This window comes from Paenarthrobacter sp. RAF54_2, from assembly GCF_052113945.1.
Classification (GTDB): Bacteria; Actinomycetota; Actinomycetes; order Actinomycetales; family Micrococcaceae; genus Arthrobacter.
In genome coordinates this window covers 22,552-41,067 of record NZ_JBFRDV010000016.1, presented here as the reverse complement: position 1 = coordinate 41,067, position 18,516 = coordinate 22,552, and the positions used below count along the sequence as shown (strand labels likewise).

Below are 18,516 nucleotides of genomic sequence, written 5' to 3'. Positions count from 1 at the left end.
GTCCTGTTCCGGCCCAGTTCGCCAAGGTTCCGGCTATTGCGCGTCCGCAGTATCCGGATGATCGCGAAAAATCCACCTCAGTGTCTCCGGGAGGACTGCGCCACCGTGCAGGAGCGAGTGTCCGCCCTCGCCGTACACGAATTTGGCATCGTAGCGTCGATACTCAAGGGCTGCGAACATGTCGTGGTTGGCGATCGGAATACTGCCGAAGATTACGTCAAGGTCCCGGGCTCCAGTCTGGAGCCACACCCGGATTGGTTTTCGTGGGTTCTGCCGGATTGCCGAGGGATGATTGTGGCCGCCCCGGATATTGATGAAGCTGCCGCAATGGGAGATGACGTTGCCGAAGACGTCAGGACGTGCCCAGGCTGCTGTGAACGCGCAGTTGCCGCCCGAACTGATGCCTACAAGCACTCGATCCTGGGGAACTGTGGAGACATTGAGGTCCCGCAGGACATCCGGAAGGAATTCGTCCGTGAGGAATCTGGCATAGTCGCCGTTGATGGAGTCGTACTCGATGCTGCGGTTGTCAGTTCCACCAAAGTGGGGATATCCCGGGCCTTGCTCGCCTGCTTCAATGAATATGGCCACCGTAACCGGGATCTCGCCCTTGTTGATGAGGTTGTCCAGGACGATATCCGCGCTGGCCTTCGGTGCCAGATACAGATTGGCATCCTGAAAAATGGCAAGGGCGGCGGGCTTGTCCGGGGTGTATTGAGCGGGGACGTAGAGGTAATAGCTCCGTTCCACGCCAGGGTAAACGCTTCGCCCTGTGTGACGTCCCTTTGTCAGCGTGCCTTGAGGGGTCCCTGGCTGTCGCTCGGAATCTGGACCCAGCGAATAGGTCGGCTTGGTGTCGTCGGCGAGGACATAGGCAGAAGCATCCTTGCCAGAGATTGTGAGGTCATCCTGGTAGTCGTTTTCCTGCCGGTAATCAGCATCCGGGGTCTGGCCATTGTCATCAGTCACGCGTGGTTCGGTGTCCGGGGAGTGCGTCATCGTGATCCTTTCAGTGAGAGGTGAACCCGCCGTCGATGACGAGTTCCGTTCCAGTGATGAACTTGGCCTCATCCGATGCGAGGTAGAGCATGCCATACGCGATGTCGGATGCTTCCCCCGCGTGGGGCGGCAAAGGAACGGTTTCAGGGTTGGCCAGCGATTCCCTTGTGAGCCCGTAGCCACGGGTCAGGCCGGTGTCGACCGGACCGGGATGCACTGAATTCACCCGGATGTTGTCCTTTGCAAACCACTGGGCAGTGTGTTTTGTCAGGGAGCGGACTGCCCCCTTCGAAGCGGAGTAGGCTGCACTGCCGCCATCCGAGGCGCCACCCACAATGCCAGCGATCGATGACACGTTCACGATGGAACCGGCCCCCGCGGCCTGCATGGCGGGAATGACGCTCTTCATTCCCAGCCAAGGTCCGGTGACATTGATGGCCATCACCTTATTCCAGTCGTCAAGCTCGGCTTCGAGAACACCCTTCGCCATGGCAATTCCGGCGTTGTTGATCAGGATGTCGATCGTGCCCCACTCGGCGAGTACGTCCTCGACTACACGCTTCCAGTCCTCAGCGGAGGAAACATCGTGCGTGCGTGCAATGGCCTCGCCTCCGTTTTCGGTGACTTCCCGGACGGCCTGTCGCAGTGCCTCTGCGGAGATGTCGGTGGCCGCTACCCGCGCCCCCTCGGCTACGAAGAGCTTGAGGGCGGAGAGGCCCATTCCGCTGGCTGCGCCCGTGATGACGGCGACCTTGCCGGCCAATCGTGACATGTCATCTTCCTTCCCTGATGGTTGATCTGCGAGCAGATATTGCGGACGCGGATATGAGACAGCTCAGGCTTCTCCTGACCGCTTCCGAGACCGTGTGTAGGCGTCCAGCGAGACGGCGGCGAGCACGATCACACCAAGGGCCACCTCTTGTGTTGCCTGCGGAAATGCAAGGATGTCAAAGACGTTGTTGATAGTCCCAAAGATCAGGATGCCGACGAGTGTTCGCCACATGGCGCCTTCTCCGCCGAGCAATGAAGTTCCGCCGATGATGACGATCGCGATCGAGTTAAGCGTGACTCCAACGGCCACGCCTGGCTGTCCGACGCCGATGACCGACCCCAGGACGATCCCCGCGAGGGTTGCCAGCATYGCTGTCAGCACGTAGGTACTGGCCCGGAGGGACACCACGGGCAGTCCGGCCAACCGTGCGGCTTCGTTGTTGCCGCCGATCGCGTAGATGCCCCGGCCGTACACGGTTCTGGAAAGTGCGAACCATCCTGCCGCTACGAGGACAGCAAGCAGCCAGACGGAGAGCGGCGCCCCCAGGAAGTCCTTGTCCGAGAGGAAGTCGTAGCCGCCTGCTGCCATGGGAACCGGTTTGGAGTTCGTGAACAGCAAGGTCAGCCCGCTGAACAATGAGGCTGTAGCGAGAGTAGCGATGAACGCGTTTACTTTCGCTTTTGTGATGAGGAGGGCATTGATCAGGCCAAGAAGGAATCCGATCACCAGCGTGATGAGTATCGCCAGACCCGCAGGCATCATGTGGGACAGCGTTGCGTATGACACTCCGCCGATGGCCAGTACAGCGGCCACCGAAAGGTCGAAACCTCCGGCGATAATAATGAACGTCATCCCTACAGCGATAATGCCGACAGGTGCGTTTTGGGTCAGGATGTTGACGAGGTTTCCTGGGTTGAGGAAGCGAGGATTGAGGCTGATCGCCGTCATCACGAGGATGATGAGCACCCAGACCATCCCGAGGCTCGCTGCTCTCTCCCGCAGATTGACTCTTCTCTTTCTTGTGACAGGGGGAGCAACGGTGTTATCCGGGGTGGTGTCCCTGTCGATGGTGGCGCTCATGCGTTCTCCTTCAATCCGAAAGCAGCTTTCAGTACGTCTTCCATGGCGATCTCTTGATCGCCGTTTCGCTCCAGCAAGCCCATGCTTTGGCCCTTGGCGACGACGAGTACACGGTCCGAAACCGCCAGTACTTCCTCGAGCTCGGATGAGACCACGATGACGCCGACGCCGTCGTCCGCCATTTTGCGCAGGCTCTCAAGCAACTCGCCTTTTGCGCCGATGTCTATACCGCGTGTGGGCTCGTCAGCGAGGAGCACTTTCGGGCGGTCGTACAACCACCGTGCCATCAAGAGCTTCTGTTGGTTGCCGCCGGAAAACCGGTCGCTCCGTTCACCCAGCCGGGCTATCGGGAAGTTCAGCTTTGAGGCAGCCTCGGCAACCATGGCACGCAGTTTCCTTCGCCCAATTACGCCGCCTGATGAGGCTGCGCCAAGATTGGACAGGGCAATGTTGTCCGCGGCATTTCGGGGCATAACCAGGCCCTGGCCCTTACGGTCTTCCGGGATCAGACCGATTCCCAGCTTGCGGGCCGCGCGAACTGTTCGCGGCCAGGGGGACTGGGCCCCCGACAGGCGGATGCTTCCCCGGGCAGTCGATTCCGCGCCGGCAATCGCCCTCAGCAACGTCGAGCGGCCCGAACCTACCAGACCGGCAATGCCGAGTATTTCGCCTGGCTTCACTTCAAGGTCGATGTTCTCGATGACCCCCGGCACAGTAAGACCGACCACTTCAAGGACGGGCGCGAGAGCCGGGTCAATCGATTTCTGGTGGATGCCGGCCGGCTTGTCCATCAGCACCCGGCCAAGGGTTTGGTCACCTCGCTGCTCGCCAAGCATCGCGCGCACGAGTTCGGCGCGCGAACTCTCTCCCCGCCCGCTCGTGACGATGGCCCGGCCATTCCGGAATACCGTGACTCTGTCGGCCAGCCGTTCGATTTCATCGAAGTTGTGACTGACAATCACGATGGTGACGCCGCGCTTGCGCAATCCTTCGATCGCTCTATACAGGGCTTCCCGCTCCTCCACGGCCAGGGACGCGCTCGGCTCATCGAAGAGGATGACGCGAGGATCCACCACCAGCGACCGCATGATCTCAAGCAATTGCTGCTCGGCCACTGACAGGGTGCCGACGGGCACGCCAGCCGGAACGACCTGGACCTCCAGCTGGGCACACAGCTGGACGTATTTGCGTCGCATCTCAGCGGCGGAGAGTACTCCGAACCGGGACAGGACGGAGCCGAGAAAAACGTTCGCTGCTGCATCCATATGCGGGATGATCGTCAGTTCCTGATAGATGGCCGAGACACCGCTCCGGCGTGCAGCGCGAAGGTTCCCCGGTTCAACTTGTTCACCGAAGACTTCGACGACACCCCCGTCATAGTCGACGCGACCGGCGATAGCGCCCAACGCCGTGGACTTGCCCGCTCCGTTCTCGCCGATCAGTGCATGTACCGTTCCTTCATGGATCTCAACGTCCACATCGATTAATGCGCGTGTGGCACCGTAGGTCTTCGACACCGCTTTAAGTGCGACGGCGATAACCGGGTCCGATTTCGAAGGCTCCATTGCCAGTTCTACTTTCTATGTTGGGCTGGGCGGCGTTCGAGCGAACGACGCCCAGCCCCGGGCTGGTGAGCTGCCGCGCTAGCGTAGCTCGGCGGGCAGTTGTGAAATCGTTTCCTTTGTAACTACGAAGGGATTCTTTGCAGTGCCAATGACCGAGTCATCCACAAAGCGTGTGCCGGCGTCCCCGCGTTGCGCAGCGGCAATGGAGTTGAGGTTTGCCTTCATTTGGTTGAAAGGGAACAGCATTGTGGAGAGCTGGACCGTACCGGCCTCCAATTGTTGGATCTGGAACTTGCCGAAGCCGATGTCCACGACGTGAACCTTCTCCGACAGGCCCGCGTCTTTTTCGGCCTGGATGACGCCCTGTGTGAGGTCGGGCGAGGACGCGGACATGATGAGGGTGGTTTCAGGATGGCCCTGCAGGTAGGTCTGGGTCTTGTTGTAGGCGTCGGTCGTCGTCCAGTCCGTGTAGATCGTCTCGACCGAGTAGTCGGGGTTGTCGGCCGTGAGCTTTGCCAGTGCTGCTTCTGTGACGCGGGTCTGGGTGTTGACCGCGGGGCCAAGAACAGCAATGACCTTCTGCTTGCCGGGGTTGGCCTTTGCTGCTGCCGCCAACCAGCCGTCGACATAATCGCGGGTGGTGTTGCTGCCCACGAAGTTCAATGTGCCTGGCGCCCAGACGTCGTCAACGGACTTGCCGGCCTGGTTTTTGCCGTCGTCGCACAGGGGTGAGCCCGAAATGGACGTAAGGATATTGGCCTTTGCGAAGTCATGCGTGAGCAGCTTGCAGGACATCACGCCGTCGAGGGCCATTACTACTGCTGCATCGAAGTTTCCGGAGGTCATCGCAGTCTGCATTTGGTTGAGCTGCTTGTTCGGGTCATAGCCTGCGTCGAACAAGGTCATGTCCATACCAAGTTCCTTGGCGGTCGCGTTCGCTGCCCGCTCCTGCTCCAGCCCGAACTCATTGGCAACACCCGGGATAAAAACGGCGACCTTAAGGCCCTTGCCGGTCTTCAAGTTGACCGTCATGTCATTGCCGACATCGATTGCGACCGTGCCGGCCGGGCCCTGACTGCCCGGTTTACCGGTGTCGTTCCCGGCGCAACCGGCCAAGGCCAGCAGCACCGCCGTAGATCCAGCAGCCCACATGACCAGCGACTTCGTTGTACGCATAATTCTCCTGATTACCTCGTGCCCGGCGCCGAAGACGGCCCGGGTGCATGTGATGTGTCGCGAAGCTTCATTGCTTCGCGCTCTTGATAGGGGCGGCCGGCGTTATGGTGTACGCCCCGACAGCGGTCCTCCAGGCGATCTGCGCGGCTAGCGTAGTTCGGCGGGAAGCTGGGAGATCGTGCCATTCGTGATGGTGAAAGGGCTGCTTGCAGTGCCGATGACCGAGTCATCCACAAAACGAGGGCCCGCATCTCCGCGTTGAGCCGCAGCGATGCTTTCCAGGGATACCTTTATGCCGTTGTAAGGGAAGAACAGCGTTGAGAACTGGATATTTCCCGCCTCAWTCTGTTCGATTGAGAAGTCGCCGAAACCCTGGTCAACAATGTGGACCTTTCCAAGAAGGCCTGCGTCTTCTACGGCCTTGACGATTCCCTGTGAAATATCCGGCGTGTACATGGACAGGATGAGGCTGGTGTCCGCGTGGCCTTGCAGGTAAGTCTGGGTCTCATTGAACGTGCCGGTAGTCGTGTAATCGGTGTAGATCTTATCCACCGTGTACTCGGGGTTCTCCTGAGCGAACTTCGCCAGGGCAACCTCAATCACGCGCGTTTGGGCAGCGACCGCAGGACCAAGAACGGCGACGACGTTCTGCTTACCAGGGTTCGCTTTTGCTGCCGCGGAGAACCAACCGTCGATGTAAGCGCGGGTGTTGTTGCTGCCTACAAAGTTCATCGTGCCCGGCGCCCAGACCTCCTCAACTGACTTACCCGTCTGATTTGTACCGTAATCGCATAATGGGGTGACGTTGTTCACCACAAGAATGTTGGCCTTGGGGTAATCCTCGGTGAGGGTTTTGCAGACTACTGTGCCGTCGAGGGCCTGCACGACTGCTGCGTCATAGCCCCCGGATACGAGCGCGGTCTGCATTTGGTTGAGTTGTTGGCTCGGGTTATAGCCGCCGTCGAACAATGTCATGTCCATGCCGAGCTGCTTGGCCGTCTCCTTTGCGGCAAGCTCCTGCGCCTGGCCGTAGGCATTGGCGACGCCCGGGATAAAAACGGCGACCTTGAGGTTGGGGCTTGTCTTCAGGTTGACCTTCATATTGTTGCCGACATCGATTGCGACAGTGTCAGCGGGGCCTTGGCTGCTCGGGCTTTGCGCGCAACCAGCCAGGGCCAGCAGCACCGCCGTCGAGCCTGCCGTCAACATGATTCGCGACTTCATTGTTCGCATTTTTCTCCTCGCGTTTCGTCGCACGCTGTGATGCGTGCGTCCCCCGGGGCCCATGCATCCGGCCGGCGCCATTGACGGCCGAATGTTGGCGGGCTCTCCCACTTGTAGGTCATCCAGACCTCATATCCGTCGGCTTTGCTGATCATCCGACGCTGATGCACACCATCGGAGGCTAGCCAGAGGATCTGGTTGTCGATCGTCACGGCGTCAACCAACCCAGTTCGGACAGCCCGGCCATTGATTCTTATTTGCACCGTCTCCCCGGTAAGGGGAAGCCAGTCATCTTGCTTGTGGTACGTCATCTGACCTCCGTCCTTGTGATGAGCCGCCTGGAGCAGCTGCAGGTTCTGTTAGTGGCTAACAGCATGGACCTTCGTGGGATCGGTCTCTGTGTCGACTGCATGCAGATCGGTGATGCGCTTGGGTGCCAGCACCGCCCAGATGAGTACGAAAGCAGCAATAATCACGGCCGATGCGATGTAGATGCCAGCAAACGTTGCCTGCGGAATGAATCCGTCGGGGCCGGGAATCAGCACGTTCAAGATAACTGCGACTGCAATCATCGCTCCAACGAACTGGATGATGTTTTGCATGCCAACGGTCGTTGCCATGTTGTCCTGGCGGCCGGCGGCTGCAACGAGGGTGTATCCAGTGGTCAGGCAGCTGAGGATCGTGAGTGCGTAGAGGAAGACCCACAACCACGACAACCAGACTTGGCCTTGGGCCAGGGCGAGCCCGAGGAAGACAAGGACCGCAGCCGATCCGGAAATGACCAGAACCGTCTTCGGTCCCAGGCGCCGCAGACCCCACCGGGTCCAGAGGTATCCCAGCGCAGCTCCGGGAATCATGGCCAACAATACGTACGAGGAATCCAGTGCAGAGAGGCCATGGCCGTACCCGGAGGAGGCCGGCGTCTGCAGCCATGCCGGCAGCACGATAAATATGCCCTGTCCTACCAAGCTGATCAAGAGGATTCCGGAGTAACCGATGAGGGTCTGGCGGATATCCATGTTGCGGAATGACACCAGGGGCTCCTGGGTGCGTCGCTGCTGAACGATCCAAGCAGCCAATGTCACTGCGCTCAGCAGGAATGAACCCAGCACCAACGGTGATGTCCAGCCCTGGCCGGGCCCTTCAGCAATTCCGATCAGGAGTGCCGTGACCCAAACGCCCAGCCCCAGCGCGCCGAACCAGTCCAGCTGAACAACGGCGCGGGCTGCCACGGGCGTTTCAGGTGACATCAGGGCGAGGATCAGCATCACTGCATACAAAGCGAAAGTCACCCAAAAGACGGTCTCCCAGGGCAAACCCAATCCAACGATCAGGCCGCCGGCAATCAGTGCGAGCGGTACGAGGACCGCCATCACCGTCGAAAGCACCAGGGAGACCAGTCGGATTTGGCGGGCGGTAGCCCGTGGACGCAGCAAACCCCAGCTAAGCGGAATCGTGACAGCGAGGCCCATCAGGAACCGGCCGGCGACCAGAGGCAAGAAGCCATGGACGGTGGCACCCAGGGCGCATCCCAACAGTGCCAGGACTATTAGCGTGATGAGAACTTTACGATGCCCGAAAATGTCACCCATCCGGGCGGTCAGGCTAACGGAGATCACGCTCCCCATCATCAGAGCGTTAAGGACCCAGCCGATCTCCGAACCCGTTAGTCCTGACTCGGTCGCAATCACCCCAATGAGCGGAGCGAGGATTCCGTACTGGATGTCAAGTGTTATGCCGCTCAGCAGGAGCAGGGCAATTATTGCTGTGCTTTGGCCGGTGCGGGACTCGACCAATGTTGTTTGTGTCATCTTTGACTACCTTTTGTTGATATCCAGCAGTCGCTGGTGTCGTTCCTGACCGCGGAGAACCCTGCTTCTTTGCCGGGCCTGCGTAGGCTTCAACGGTAAGGTGGTCCGGCCCCGGCCCGGCACGGCAATCAACGCCGTCCACATGGGAATGTACGCCAAGGTGTGTCGCGGGTCACGTGAGGATCAGGAGCGTTCAAGATACCGGTGGGAGCAGGCCTAGGCCCCGGAGCTGACCTTGCTCTTGTACTGGGAAGCTTCCCGGTAGGCCGTCGGTGGCATCCCCTTCCACCGCTTAAAGGCGATGGTGAAGCTGGCAGGCTCTGTATAGCCAAGCCTGCGCGATATCCGCGCTACCGAAAGATCCGTATTCGAGAGTAAATCGGCGGCGAGATCACTCAAGGTCTTGTCCCGGAGTTGGGCGAAGTCATCCCCAGTAAGTTCGAGCTTGCGTTGCAGGGTGCGGGGGGAAACCCGAAGTGTTGCGGCCACATTTGCCAGTTTGCGGTTGAGCTCGGGCGCAGTCCGTATGGTCTTGGCGACAGTGTCGGCCCAGTCTCCGGTCGCCCTTAGAGTATCGACAATCTGGGTATCCGCCTTGATCCATGCCGCGTGCTGAAAGGCGTTACCAAAGGGAAGTTCCTGTGCAGACGTTGCGGGGTCCCACCATAGCCGCAGTGTTTCGGCGCCGCATTCAATGCCGCAGGGGACGTTGCTCGAGAGCTCGGGGGAGGCTTCCGGGAGAGGGAATTCAATCCGGGTGAAGGGGAAGGGGCTGCCATAGAGCCATGTGAAGTTTCGGGCAATGAAACAGAGGTCGCGGTAAACGCTGAAGGGGATCAGCTCTTCCGGGGCATCGGGGTAGGTGAACTCCATCCCCGTTACCGCGCCATCCGCTGTCCTCAGAGACGTTAACTCGAACAGGGCAGGGCCATAGTCAGTGGTACTTGCAACATCAACCCACGCCTCGATGGTAGGTGCAGTAGCGAGGGCCAATCCTCTAACTCCGAAGGAGCCAAGTGAGTAGGCACGTGCGGCCCGCACCCAGAGATCCACACGATCTCCTGTAAGACCAACGAACTGAAGCTGGAAGGCCAGCTCCTTCCTGGCAGGAATAGTACCTCCCGGGCGGTTCACCGCGTCGGGGTCTATTTCCGCATTCGCCAGGGCAGTTTGCCAATCCAAATCCGCATCCTCAAGCAGCCCCCGCAGTATGTGCACGCTGAAGTTTGGCACGCGCAGGTTCTGATATGTTCCGCCTTTCACCGTCGCCACCCTCTGCCGCAGTCATAATCCGAGTACCAGAAGCCTCGTGAAGTCATGTCAGTAGCTTTGCACCTCCGGCGGGGCTGAAACGCACACGAGGTGACGTTTGGCGCGGTTTCCCATCTACTTGGCGTCGCCTGTCATGCCGGCCGACGCTGAAGGCTCCTAACGTTGAAGCTAACCAAGGCTCCGCAGTGGAGCCGAACAAACAACCCAACAAAGAGAGGGAACGAGATGACACGCGAAGAAGCCTTTACACTCTGCCCTTCCGACTCCTACGTGGAGCTCTACGGCAACCAGTGGCTCATCGTTCCGTTTGCACCGGTCGCGCAGCCTCAGTTCTTTATCTGCACACCAGGCCAGCGAAACTCCCAAGCACGGTAATTGCCCCTGCCTTCGAAGCCACAGCCGCAAGTCCTATGGGGATCGTTCATCTTGTGATTGAGTGAAGCATGGCTGCCCCGATTGAGGATTATGCGCTGCTTTCGGATCTCCACACTGGACCCCTTGTTTCCCGCCAGGGCAGTGTTGACTGGCTCTGCTTCCCGCGTTTCGACTCGCCGTCGCTCTTTGCCTCCCTGCTCGGGCATGAAGACCATGGCCGGTGGCTGCTGGCCCCGAGTCCGCCGGAGGCAGTTGTGGTGGACCGTCACTATATGGAGTCGACGTTCGTACTCCAGACAACGTGGCAGACGAATTCCGGAAAGGTCCTGGTGACGGACTTTATGCCGGTTGGTGCCGCCCATCCATCACTCGTCCGGCGGGTCACTGGACTCAGCGGGACAGTTCCCATGCACCAAGAGATAAGAATTCGGCCCCAGTACGCCACCGTCTTGCCTTGGGTAAGCAGGATCCGCGACAGCGCCGACCCCGGCGCCGAAATACTTCTCGCAATGTCCGGCCCGGATGCTCTGTCTTTGCGGGGCGACTTTCTTCCACAGGCCGAAGACCACCGGCATGCGGGGGAGTTCACGGTTGAGCAGGGACGGAATGTGGACTTTCACCTGACATGGTTCCCCTCCTACCAGGACGTGCCTCCGTCCATCAACATTGATGCAGCCCTGGACGACGCCATCCACTACTGGACGACGTGGGCGGCCAATTGCCGCTACGACGGGCCGCATCAGGATGCAGTCAAGCGATCACTTCTGGTCTTACGTGCTTTGACCCACTATGAGACGGGCGGCATTGTGGCCGCTCCCACCACTTCCCTGCCCGAAGAGTTTGGCGGACCACGCAACTGGGACTACCGCTACTGTTGGCTTCGCGATGCATCGTTGACACTTGAAGCCATGCTGACGCACGGCTACGAATCCGAAGCCCTGAAGTGGCGCAACTGGCTTCTGCGTGCGCTGGCCGGCGATCCGGAAGATCTGCAAATAATGTACGGCGTAGGGGGCGAACGGGACCTGACAGAAAAGGAACTCCCGCACCTGCCGGGCTACCAGGACGCCAGACCCGTTCGAATCGGCAATGCAGCCGTCTCCCAGCATCAGGCCGACGTCGTGGGGGAAGTGATGGTGGTACTGGAGAGGCTTCGCTTGGCCGGTGGCAAGGAAGATCATTTCTCCTGGGCCTTGCAGCGCGCCCTTCTTGGTTCCGTGGACAAACACTTCGACGACAAAGACTTGGGATTGTGGGAAATGCGCGGCGCACCGCAGTATTTCACGCACTCGCGGGTCATGATGTGGGCAGCCTATGACAGCGGGGTACGGGCTGTCCGGGACCACGGATTGCCTGGGCCGCTGGAGGATTGGGAGCGGCATCGGGATCGGCTCGCCGTAGAAATAACGGATCTCGGATTCAACCGTGAACTTAATTCCTTCACTCAGACTTACGGTGGTGAGGCGACGGACGCGGCCCTGCTGGTTTTGCCGCAGGTAGGCTTTCTCGCCTACGACGACGAGCGGATGTTGGGAACCGTCGCCCAGCTGGAGAAGGAGCTACTCACCACTGATGGATTTCTGATGCGCTACCGCACCGAGACGGGCGTCGACGGGTTGGCGCCCGGAGAACATCCATTCCTTGCCTGTTCCTTCTGGTTGGTGGAACAGTACGCACGCTCAGGCCGACGGGCAGACGCCAAGAACCTGATGCGCGCCCTGGTGGGACTTTGCAATGACCTCGGTCTGCTGAGCGAAGAATATTCAATGAACGAAAAACGCATGGCGGGAAACTTTCCACAAGCCTTCTCCCACCTGGCCCTGATACGTGCCGCAGACGCCTTGCACAGCGAAAGCGTCTAAGCCGTGGAACCCGCGTTGTTCTTGTATCGGGATGCTTCCCTGTAGGCCGTCGGTGGCATCCCATTCCATCGTTTGAAGGCGATGGTGAAGCTCGTTGGGTCTGTATAGCCCAGAGTGCGGGATATCCGTGCAACAGAGTGGTCCGTTTTCGAGAGCAGATCGGCGGCAAGGTCACGGAGGGCTTTGTCCCGGAGTTGGGCAAAGTCGTCACCGGTTAGTTCGAGCTTGCGTTGCAAGGTGCGGGGGGAGACCCGAAGGGTTGCTGCCACATTTGCCAGTTTGCGGTTGAGCTCAGGCGCGGCCCTGATGATCTTCATGACGGTGTCAGGCCAATCGCCGGTCGCCCTGAGGTCGTCAAGGATCTGATGATCCGCCTTGAGCCATGCCTCGTGCTGGAAGGCGTTGCCGAAAGGGAGCTCGTGTACAGATGTTGCCGGATCCCACCAGAGCCGCAGTGCGTCGGATYCGCAGTCGATGGCGCAGGGGACGTAGTTCGAAATCTCGGGGGAGGCGTCTGCGAAGGGGAATTCGACCTGAGTGAAGGGGAAAGGGCTGCCGTACATCCATGTGAAAGTTCGGGCAACGACGCAGAAATCGCGGTAGACGCTGAACGGGATGAGCTCTTCCGGAGTATCGGGGTAGGTGTACTCCATACCAATCACCGTGCCACCCGGTGCCCTGAGAGGCGTAATTTCCATCAGGCCAGGGGCATAGTCTGTTGAGCTGCCAGCTTCTACCCAGGCCTCAATGGTGGGCGCTGTAGCGAGGGCCAATCCGCGAATTCCGAAGGATCCCAGCGTGTAGGCCTGTGCGGCCTTAACCCAAAGGTCGACGCGATCCTTTGTGAGAGCCACGAATTGCAATTGGAAGGCCAACTCCTTCTTGGCGGGAATAGTGCCTCCCGGGCGGTCTATGGCATCTGGGTCGATCTCTGCGTTTCTGAGCGCAGTTTGCCAATCAAGATCCGCATCCTTCAACACTGCGCAGAGTCCGTGAACGCTGAAGTTCGGTAGCCGCAGATTCTGGTAGGAGCTTAGTTTCACTGCCGCCCCCTTTCACCGTTGACGAAGAGGCGCTCCAGAGCCCAGGGCGAGGAGTCGCACAGGCCCAGCATGTGAAGCACGTCACCAGCTTTGCATCCCATGCCATGTATTCACAAGAGGCCCCAGCCTGACGCAGTTTCCCATCTGTTTGGCATGTCTTGCCATGCCGCCTACCTCACCTACGCACCTAACGTTGAAGCCCTAAGCAAGGGCCGGCAGTGAAGCCGGCGAACTGATATCAAAGGAGATCCGGTGAGCTTATCCATCACCCAAAGCCTTGAACCTGCAGTCACTGCCGACGAATTCAAGGCGGCGTTTCGCAACCATCCCGGTGGTGTTGCTGTCATCACCGCTGATGCGGGCAACGGGCCTGTCGGCCTGACGGCAACGTCTGTCATTTCCGCCAGTGCCGAACCCCCCATTCTGGCCTTCTCAGTATCGGAATTTTCCTCCAGTACCCCCACCATTCTGGCTGCAGACACCGTCGTCGTGCATCTACTGGGCGCTGATCAGGTGGACATTGCCAAACTCTGCGCCACCAGCGGGATCGATCGCTTTGCTGACACCTCTCTCTGGTCCCGTCTCGAGTCGGGGGAGCCCTACTTTGTGCGGGCCCAGACTTGGATCCGGGGAAGGATCATCAACTCGATGGCCGCCGGAGGGTCCACCATCGTGGCGGTCGAGGCGCTTCAGGCGTCTCCGGCGCTCTCAAGTGGGGCAGCGCCCGCGGACCCGCTGGTCTATCACAACCGGACCTGGCACGTCCTTGGGGATGCATCCCAAATCTGAAACGCGACCCTGCCGGTCATAGCAATTCCAACCCCTTCTGCACCCAATTTCAATCTTCCCGAAAGGACGGCGATTATGAGCATCGCATCCAACGAAACTTCCACCGACCAAGCCGTTGATCGCGACTTCGTCGCGGATTACACAGTCGAGCGTGACAAGGGCCCGATGGTCGGAAGCGACAACGCTTTCAAGGTCGCGATCTTCGGGGCGAACGTGTCCACGGGCCAAGGCGGCCTGAACTTCGCCGAGAACTCCATCAAGCTTGGCAACTGGGGCGAAGTGCAGCATCTCGCCCAGAAGGCCGACCGGTACGGCTTGGACGGATTCATCCCCATCGCTCGCTGGCAGGGGCTCGCTGGTCCCGACCGGCCCTGGGGTCGTCAGTTCGAGACGTTCACCTGGGCGGCAGGTATCGCCGCGGTGACGCAGAACATTCAGATCATCGCCACCTGCAACGTGCAGTTCATCAACCCCGTGATGGGCGCGAAAATGGTGACAACCATTGACCACATCAGTGGTGGTCGCATGGGGCTGAACGTGACAGCGGGCTACTTCAAACCCGAGTACGACATCTTCGGCGTCGAACTCCCAGAGCACGATGTGCGATACGAGCTCGCCGACGAGTGGATTGAGATCGCCGAGCGGCTGTGGGCGAACGAGGAGCAGGAGTTCGACTTCGACGGCAAGTTCTTCAATCTGAAGGGCGCGCAGGCGCACCCGAAGCCCGTGCAGTCCCCGCGCCCGATGGTGATGAGCGCCGGTTCGAGCCCAGCAGGGCAGGAGTTCGCGTTCAAGCACGCAAACGTCCTGTTCGCGTCGGTTGCCAGCGTCGAACACAGTGGCGAGCTGACACCGAAACTGCGGCAGAAAGCCGACGCCGCTGGACGCGAGGATCTCGGCCTGTGGGCTGGCGCGCACATCATCGTCAAGGACACCGAGAAGGAAGCACGCGCCTACGCGGACTACGTCACGGAAAACACTGACTGGGAGAGCGCGCTTCGCTATCGCGAGATCATTCGCAGCGGCACGCAGAGCTTCAACTGGGATGAGTACAAGCAGTCCGAGGACTACAAGCGTGACGAATCCGTGAGGGCCTTTGGCCGCGCGGCGCTTATGCCCATCACTGGTACTCCCGAGATGGTCGTCGAGGAGCTGCAGAAGTTGCAGGCCTCGGGCATCACGGGCATCTGCACCGGCCTCGTCGACTATGACGAGGGCCTGGACCGGCTGAACGAGCAAGTCTTCCCGCTGATGCGCGAGGCGGGCCTGCGCGCCTGACCACTAAGCGCCCAACCGCGAAGCGTCCATCCACGAAGGAGTGAACACAGATGACTTTTCCTGATCCCAAAAAATTCCAACTCGTCGTCGCGGGGCCGAACGAGGCCGGCGAGGCCGATTTCCTCGAAGTCGGCCCGGCCGCAGAGTTCGACTTCCCCGGCGTGGCAGCGGGTGCCTTTTACTGGGCTGTTGACGGGGGCCACAGCAAAACGAACATCGGCGCCCCGCCAAGCAAGGTCGCCTTGGCTGGACCCAACGGATCCACCTTCGGTATCAGCAGCTTCCCTGCGCACTCTTCCGGGGAGGTGGACGCTGAGACGCTGGACGAGAGCATGAACGCCACCGACGACGACGGCGACGCCGGGATGCACGCGAGCGACACCATCGACTACGAGGTGGTTATCTCGGGCAAAGTTGACCTCGTTCTCCCGGGTGGGAAGAAGCGGACGCTCGTGCCCGGAGACCTGCTAGTCATGGCCGGGGTGCCCCATGCCTGGAAGAACCCGTACGACGAAGACTGCGTCTACGTCGTGGTGACTGTCGGTTTCAACACCCCTGAGGTGGCATCATGAGTCTAACCTCACCGGGCAAGGCGCTGCGTGCCGTCTTCGACAGTCCCCAGACGGCCCTGGTGCCGTTCGGTGCCTTGCCACTCCACGCACAGATGGCGCAGCATGCAGGTTTCGACGCGTTCCAGCTCTCCGGCGGCATGTCGGCCTGGTGGCAGGGCGTCTCCGACACGGGATGGCTCACCCTGACCGAAGTGGTTGAGCATGCAAAACGTACCGCCCGCGCCGCTGACATTCCGATCTATTGCGACGCCGATACTGGCTTCGGTGCACCGATCAACGTGCAACGCACAGTGTCAGAGTTCATTGACGCGGGCGTCGCCGGAATCCACATTGAGGATCAGCGGGAGCCCAAGAAATCAGGCGGCGTAGCCGGGATCGAATTGGTTTCGGACGCCGAGGCTATCGGACGACTGAACGCCGCCGTCGATGCCCGCGACAAATTGGACAGCGATTTCGTTATCGTTGCCCGCACCGACGGCTATGGTGCCGCCGGCGGTGGCGTGGACGAGGCAATCCGCCGAGCGCAGCTCTACAAGGCCGAGACCGGCGCAGACGTCATCTTCTATGAGGGATTCCATACCTGGGAGCAGGCCGAACTCGCGCTGAAGGAGACACCCGGGCCCGCCTACGCCGTCGGAGTTCCGTTGATCGGCCGTAAGACCGTCGCCGAGATGACAGCGCTCGGCCAGGCGATCCAGCCTGTGGCTTTCGTGCTCCCGGGCGTCAAAGAGGTATGGCGCTTGCTCATGGAGGTCAAGGAATCAGGCGAGGCCACACCCATCGGCGAGTACATCGACCACCTGAATGAGGGCCCGGACAGCATCGGCTGGGGCGCAATGTTCGGCCGTCCCCTGACCGATTACGTGCGTGAAACCGAGGACAGGTTCCTCCCGCAGGAATCGCGCCGCAATTATGACAACAACGTCCATGTTGGAGAGAACTACTGATGAATGAGGAAAAACTGATGATGAAAGACAAAGCCGGTCTCGTCACCGGCGCGGGCTCGGGCATTGGCCGGGCAGGTGCCCTGGCGCTCGCGAAGAATGGCGCGCGCGTAGTGGTGTCAGATATTGATGAGGCCTCCGGGCGCGAAACAGTGGAGATGATCACCGAATCCGGTGGAAAGGCTGTCTTCTTCCAGTGCGATGTCAGCGATGAGGAGCAGGTCAAAGGCCTCGTCGACGCGACGGTGTCGAACTTCGGGCAGCTGGATTTCGCTTTCAACAATGCAGGGATGAACGGTGTCTTCGCACCTATTGGGGAGACTGACAGCGAGACCTGGGATCGAGTCATGAAGGTGAACCTCTACAGCACCTTCTACTGCCTCAAGCACGAAGTCAACGCGATGCTGAAGACCGGAGGTGGCGCGATCGTGAACACAGCTTCTGCTGCGGGCTTGATCGGCATCGCCAACAACGCGCCGTACACGGCCTCGAAGTTCGGCGTCGTCGGGATGACGAGGAACGCGGCCATTGATTATGGGCCCTTGGGCATCCGTATTAACGCTCTCACGCCGGGGTCGACGACGAGTCCCATGATGAAGAACGCCTTCGAGCAGAACCCGCCCGAATTCCGGGAAAGGATCCTGTCGGCGATTCCGATGCGCGGGCTGGCTGAACCCGAGGACCAGGCAGATGCGGTTGTGTGGCTCTGCTCGGAGCAAGCCCGCATGGTTACCGGAATTTCCCTGGCGGTCGACGGCGGCTGGCTGGCTGGAAAGTAATGGCAACGCCTGCCGGCTTCCACAAGAAATGGAGTAACTGAAAAATGAACAATCTTGATTTCAAGGGCCGGGTGGCAATTGTCACGGGTGCCGGACAGGGAATGGGCCGCGAGCACGCAAAGATGCTCGCCTCCCGCGGGGCCCGCGTCGTCGTCAACGACGTCAACGTGGCGAACGCCTCCGAGGCCGTGGCAGAAATTACCGACGCCGGCGGTATGGCAGTGGTTGACAGCAATAACGTTGTCACGAACGCGGCTGACATAGTCCAGACCGCACTGGACTCCTTTGGGCAGCTCGACATCGTCGTGAACAACGCCGGGATCAACGCTTTCGGCCGTTTCTGGGAGATGGAGCCCGAGACGTGGTGGCGCATCTTCGATGTGGCCGTCAAGGGCGTGGTCGGAGTCTCACGTGCCGCCATGCCGCACCTCATTGCCTCCGGCAGTGGCCGGCTTATCAATATTTCGTCGAACGGGGTCATGGGCGTGCCGACGGACTCGGCCTACAACGCTGCCAAGGCCGCGATCTGGGGTCTGGGTATTACCCTCGCGGCCGAGGCCCGTGAGGTGGGAGTTCAAGTCACCACCCTGATGCCGGTTGCCTTGACACCAATGACGGAGGACGCCTTCCCCAATCCCGTCGTCAAGGACGCAATGCGCACCAATGTTCCGGCGAGCTCAGTGTCTGCGTTTGTGACGTGGCTGGCGCACCAGGACACAACAGTCTTCGGCGAAACGTTCGAGATTGCCGGAGTCGCTGCCGGTCGCGTGGCCATTGCCGGAATGCCGCGCATGAAGGTCGAATCACCTACGCCCGAGAGTTGGGCCGACAGCGGGGAGGCGCTCATGAAGGGCGGCGAGCTGCGGGAATTCCGCAATGCGAGCGAGTCGTTCCGCGACCAGATGGTGTACTTGGCGCCCGAATTGGACACGGTGCTCCCAGTCGACGCAGCGGACGTTTCGCGGTGACGGTCGC

The 18,516-nt window shown here is 60.2% G+C and carries 17 protein-coding genes; 8 read left to right on the top strand and 9 right to left on the bottom strand.

The window, feature by feature from the left end; genetic code table 11:
• Window positions 1-33: 33 nt before the first annotated feature.
• The 8 genes from AB4Y87_RS17015 to AB4Y87_RS16980 all read right to left on the bottom strand — a co-directional run bounded on the left by AB4Y87_RS17015 (window position 34) and on the right by AB4Y87_RS16980 (window position 9,890).
• The gene (locus tag AB4Y87_RS17015; RefSeq protein ID WP_442005487.1) at window positions 34-999 is read right to left on the bottom strand and encodes an alpha/beta hydrolase; all 966 of its coding nucleotides are present in this window, start codon (window positions 997-999) and stop codon (window positions 34-36) included.
• 10 nt (window positions 1,000-1,009) lie between these two features.
• On the bottom strand, window positions 1,010-1,771 hold the full coding sequence (locus AB4Y87_RS17010; RefSeq protein ID WP_442005486.1) for an SDR family NAD(P)-dependent oxidoreductase: 762 nt from the start codon (window positions 1,769-1,771) through the stop codon (window positions 1,010-1,012).
• Window positions 1,772-1,834: 63 nt separating this feature from the next.
• The gene (locus tag AB4Y87_RS17005) at window positions 1,835-2,851 is read right to left on the bottom strand and encodes an ABC transporter permease (protein WP_442005485.1); all 1,017 of its coding nucleotides are present in this window, start codon (window positions 2,849-2,851) and stop codon (window positions 1,835-1,837) included.
• Window positions 2,848-4,416 carry a sugar ABC transporter ATP-binding protein gene (locus tag AB4Y87_RS17000; protein WP_442005484.1) on the bottom strand — a complete coding sequence of 523 codons (1,569 nt, stop codon included), beginning with the start codon at window positions 4,414-4,416 and terminating at the stop codon, window positions 2,848-2,850. Before AB4Y87_RS17000 ends, AB4Y87_RS17005 begins: the two co-directional genes overlap by 4 nt.
• A gap of 78 nt (window positions 4,417-4,494) precedes the next feature.
• Window positions 4,495-5,592: a sugar ABC transporter substrate-binding protein gene (locus AB4Y87_RS16995; protein WP_442005483.1), complete on the bottom strand. Its 1,098-nt coding sequence runs from the start codon at window positions 5,590-5,592 to the stop codon at window positions 4,495-4,497.
• A gap of 147 nt (window positions 5,593-5,739) precedes the next feature.
• On the bottom strand, window positions 5,740-6,816 hold the full coding sequence (locus AB4Y87_RS16990) for a sugar ABC transporter substrate-binding protein (protein ID WP_442005482.1): 1,077 nt from the start codon (window positions 6,814-6,816) through the stop codon (window positions 5,740-5,742).
• A 359-nt stretch (window positions 6,817-7,175) separates the two neighbouring features.
• Entirely contained in the window at window positions 7,176-8,627 is a 1,452-nt protein-coding gene (locus tag AB4Y87_RS16985; protein WP_442005481.1) for an MFS transporter, read from the bottom strand.
• A 216-nt stretch (window positions 8,628-8,843) separates the two neighbouring features.
• A complete protein-coding gene (locus AB4Y87_RS16980) occupies window positions 8,844-9,890 on the bottom strand; it encodes an AraC family transcriptional regulator (RefSeq protein WP_431115035.1) in 1,047 nt (348 codons plus the stop codon).
• Window positions 9,891-10,124: 234 nt separating this feature from the next.
• Here AB4Y87_RS16980 and AB4Y87_RS16975 point away from each other — a divergent pair, with 234 nt between their 5' ends.
• Together AB4Y87_RS16975 and AB4Y87_RS16970 are read left to right on the top strand one after the other, a co-directional pair.
• A complete protein-coding gene (locus tag AB4Y87_RS16975) occupies window positions 10,125-10,274 on the top strand; it encodes a hypothetical protein (RefSeq protein ID WP_442005480.1) in 150 nt (49 codons plus the stop codon).
• Window positions 10,275-10,342: 68 nt separating this feature from the next.
• Window positions 10,343-12,136, top strand: coding sequence for a glycoside hydrolase family 15 protein (locus AB4Y87_RS16970; protein ID WP_442005479.1), 1,794 nt, complete (start codon window positions 10,343-10,345; stop codon window positions 12,134-12,136).
• On the opposite strand, the gene AB4Y87_RS16965 is transcribed toward AB4Y87_RS16970, so the two are convergent.
• A complete protein-coding gene (locus AB4Y87_RS16965; RefSeq protein WP_442005478.1) occupies window positions 12,133-13,179 on the bottom strand; it encodes a helix-turn-helix domain-containing protein in 1,047 nt (348 codons plus the stop codon). The two genes, AB4Y87_RS16970 and AB4Y87_RS16965, sit on opposite strands and share 4 nt — an antisense overlap.
• A 252-nt stretch (window positions 13,180-13,431) precedes the next feature.
• Between AB4Y87_RS16965 and AB4Y87_RS16960 the strand changes: the two genes are divergently transcribed.
• The 6 genes from AB4Y87_RS16960 (at window position 13,432) to AB4Y87_RS16935 (ending at window position 18,509) form a co-directional block, all read left to right on the top strand.
• Window positions 13,432-13,968, top strand: coding sequence for a flavin reductase family protein (locus tag AB4Y87_RS16960; RefSeq protein ID WP_442005477.1), 537 nt, complete (start codon window positions 13,432-13,434; stop codon window positions 13,966-13,968).
• 75 nt (window positions 13,969-14,043) lie between these two features.
• Window positions 14,044-15,246 (top strand): LLM class flavin-dependent oxidoreductase, encoded by a 1,203-nt coding sequence (locus AB4Y87_RS16955; RefSeq protein ID WP_431115040.1) that lies wholly within the window; start codon window positions 14,044-14,046, stop codon window positions 15,244-15,246.
• 50 nt (window positions 15,247-15,296) lie between these two features.
• Window positions 15,297-15,818 carry a cupin domain-containing protein gene (locus tag AB4Y87_RS16950; protein WP_431115041.1) on the top strand — a complete coding sequence of 174 codons (522 nt, stop codon included), beginning with the start codon at window positions 15,297-15,299 and terminating at the stop codon, window positions 15,816-15,818.
• The gene (locus tag AB4Y87_RS16945) at window positions 15,815-16,765 is read left to right on the top strand and encodes an isocitrate lyase/PEP mutase family protein (RefSeq protein ID WP_442005476.1); all 951 of its coding nucleotides are present in this window, start codon (window positions 15,815-15,817) and stop codon (window positions 16,763-16,765) included. Before AB4Y87_RS16950 ends, AB4Y87_RS16945 begins: the two co-directional genes overlap by 4 nt.
• A 17-nt stretch (window positions 16,766-16,782) precedes the next feature.
• The gene (locus AB4Y87_RS16940; RefSeq protein ID WP_442005475.1) at window positions 16,783-17,541 is read left to right on the top strand and encodes an SDR family NAD(P)-dependent oxidoreductase; all 759 of its coding nucleotides are present in this window, start codon (window positions 16,783-16,785) and stop codon (window positions 17,539-17,541) included.
• Window positions 17,542-17,585: 44 nt separating this feature from the next.
• A complete protein-coding gene (locus AB4Y87_RS16935) occupies window positions 17,586-18,509 on the top strand; it encodes an SDR family NAD(P)-dependent oxidoreductase (protein ID WP_442005474.1) in 924 nt (307 codons plus the stop codon).
• Window positions 18,510-18,516: the final 7 nt, after the last annotated feature.

Coding starts and splice junctions, on each gene's coding strand:
- AB4Y87_RS17015 (WP_442005487.1), bottom strand. CDS start 999: ATGACGCACTCCCCGGACACCGAACCACGCGTGACTGATGACAATGGC.
- AB4Y87_RS17010 (WP_442005486.1), bottom strand. CDS start 1,771: ATGTCACGATTGGCCGGCAAGGTCGCCGTCATCACGGGCGCAGCCAGC.
- AB4Y87_RS17000 (WP_442005484.1), bottom strand. CDS start 4,416: ATGGAGCCTTCGAAATCGGACCCGGTTATCGCCGTCGCACTTAAAGCG.
- AB4Y87_RS16995 (WP_442005483.1), bottom strand. CDS start 5,592: ATGCGTACAACGAAGTCGCTGGTCATGTGGGCTGCTGGATCTACGGCG.
- AB4Y87_RS16985 (WP_442005481.1), bottom strand. CDS start 8,627: ATGACACAAACAACATTGGTCGAGTCCCGCACCGGCCAAAGCACAGCA.
- AB4Y87_RS16975 (WP_442005480.1), top strand. CDS start 10,125: ATGACACGCGAAGAAGCCTTTACACTCTGCCCTTCCGACTCCTACGTG.
- AB4Y87_RS16970 (WP_442005479.1), top strand. CDS start 10,343: ATGGCTGCCCCGATTGAGGATTATGCGCTGCTTTCGGATCTCCACACT.
- AB4Y87_RS16955 (WP_431115040.1), top strand. CDS start 14,044: ATGAGCATCGCATCCAACGAAACTTCCACCGACCAAGCCGTTGATCGC.
- AB4Y87_RS16950 (WP_431115041.1), top strand. CDS start 15,297: ATGACTTTTCCTGATCCCAAAAAATTCCAACTCGTCGTCGCGGGGCCG.
- AB4Y87_RS16945 (WP_442005476.1), top strand. CDS start 15,815: ATGAGTCTAACCTCACCGGGCAAGGCGCTGCGTGCCGTCTTCGACAGT.
- AB4Y87_RS16940 (WP_442005475.1), top strand. CDS start 16,783: ATGATGAAAGACAAAGCCGGTCTCGTCACCGGCGCGGGCTCGGGCATT.
- AB4Y87_RS16935 (WP_442005474.1), top strand. CDS start 17,586: ATGAACAATCTTGATTTCAAGGGCCGGGTGGCAATTGTCACGGGTGCC.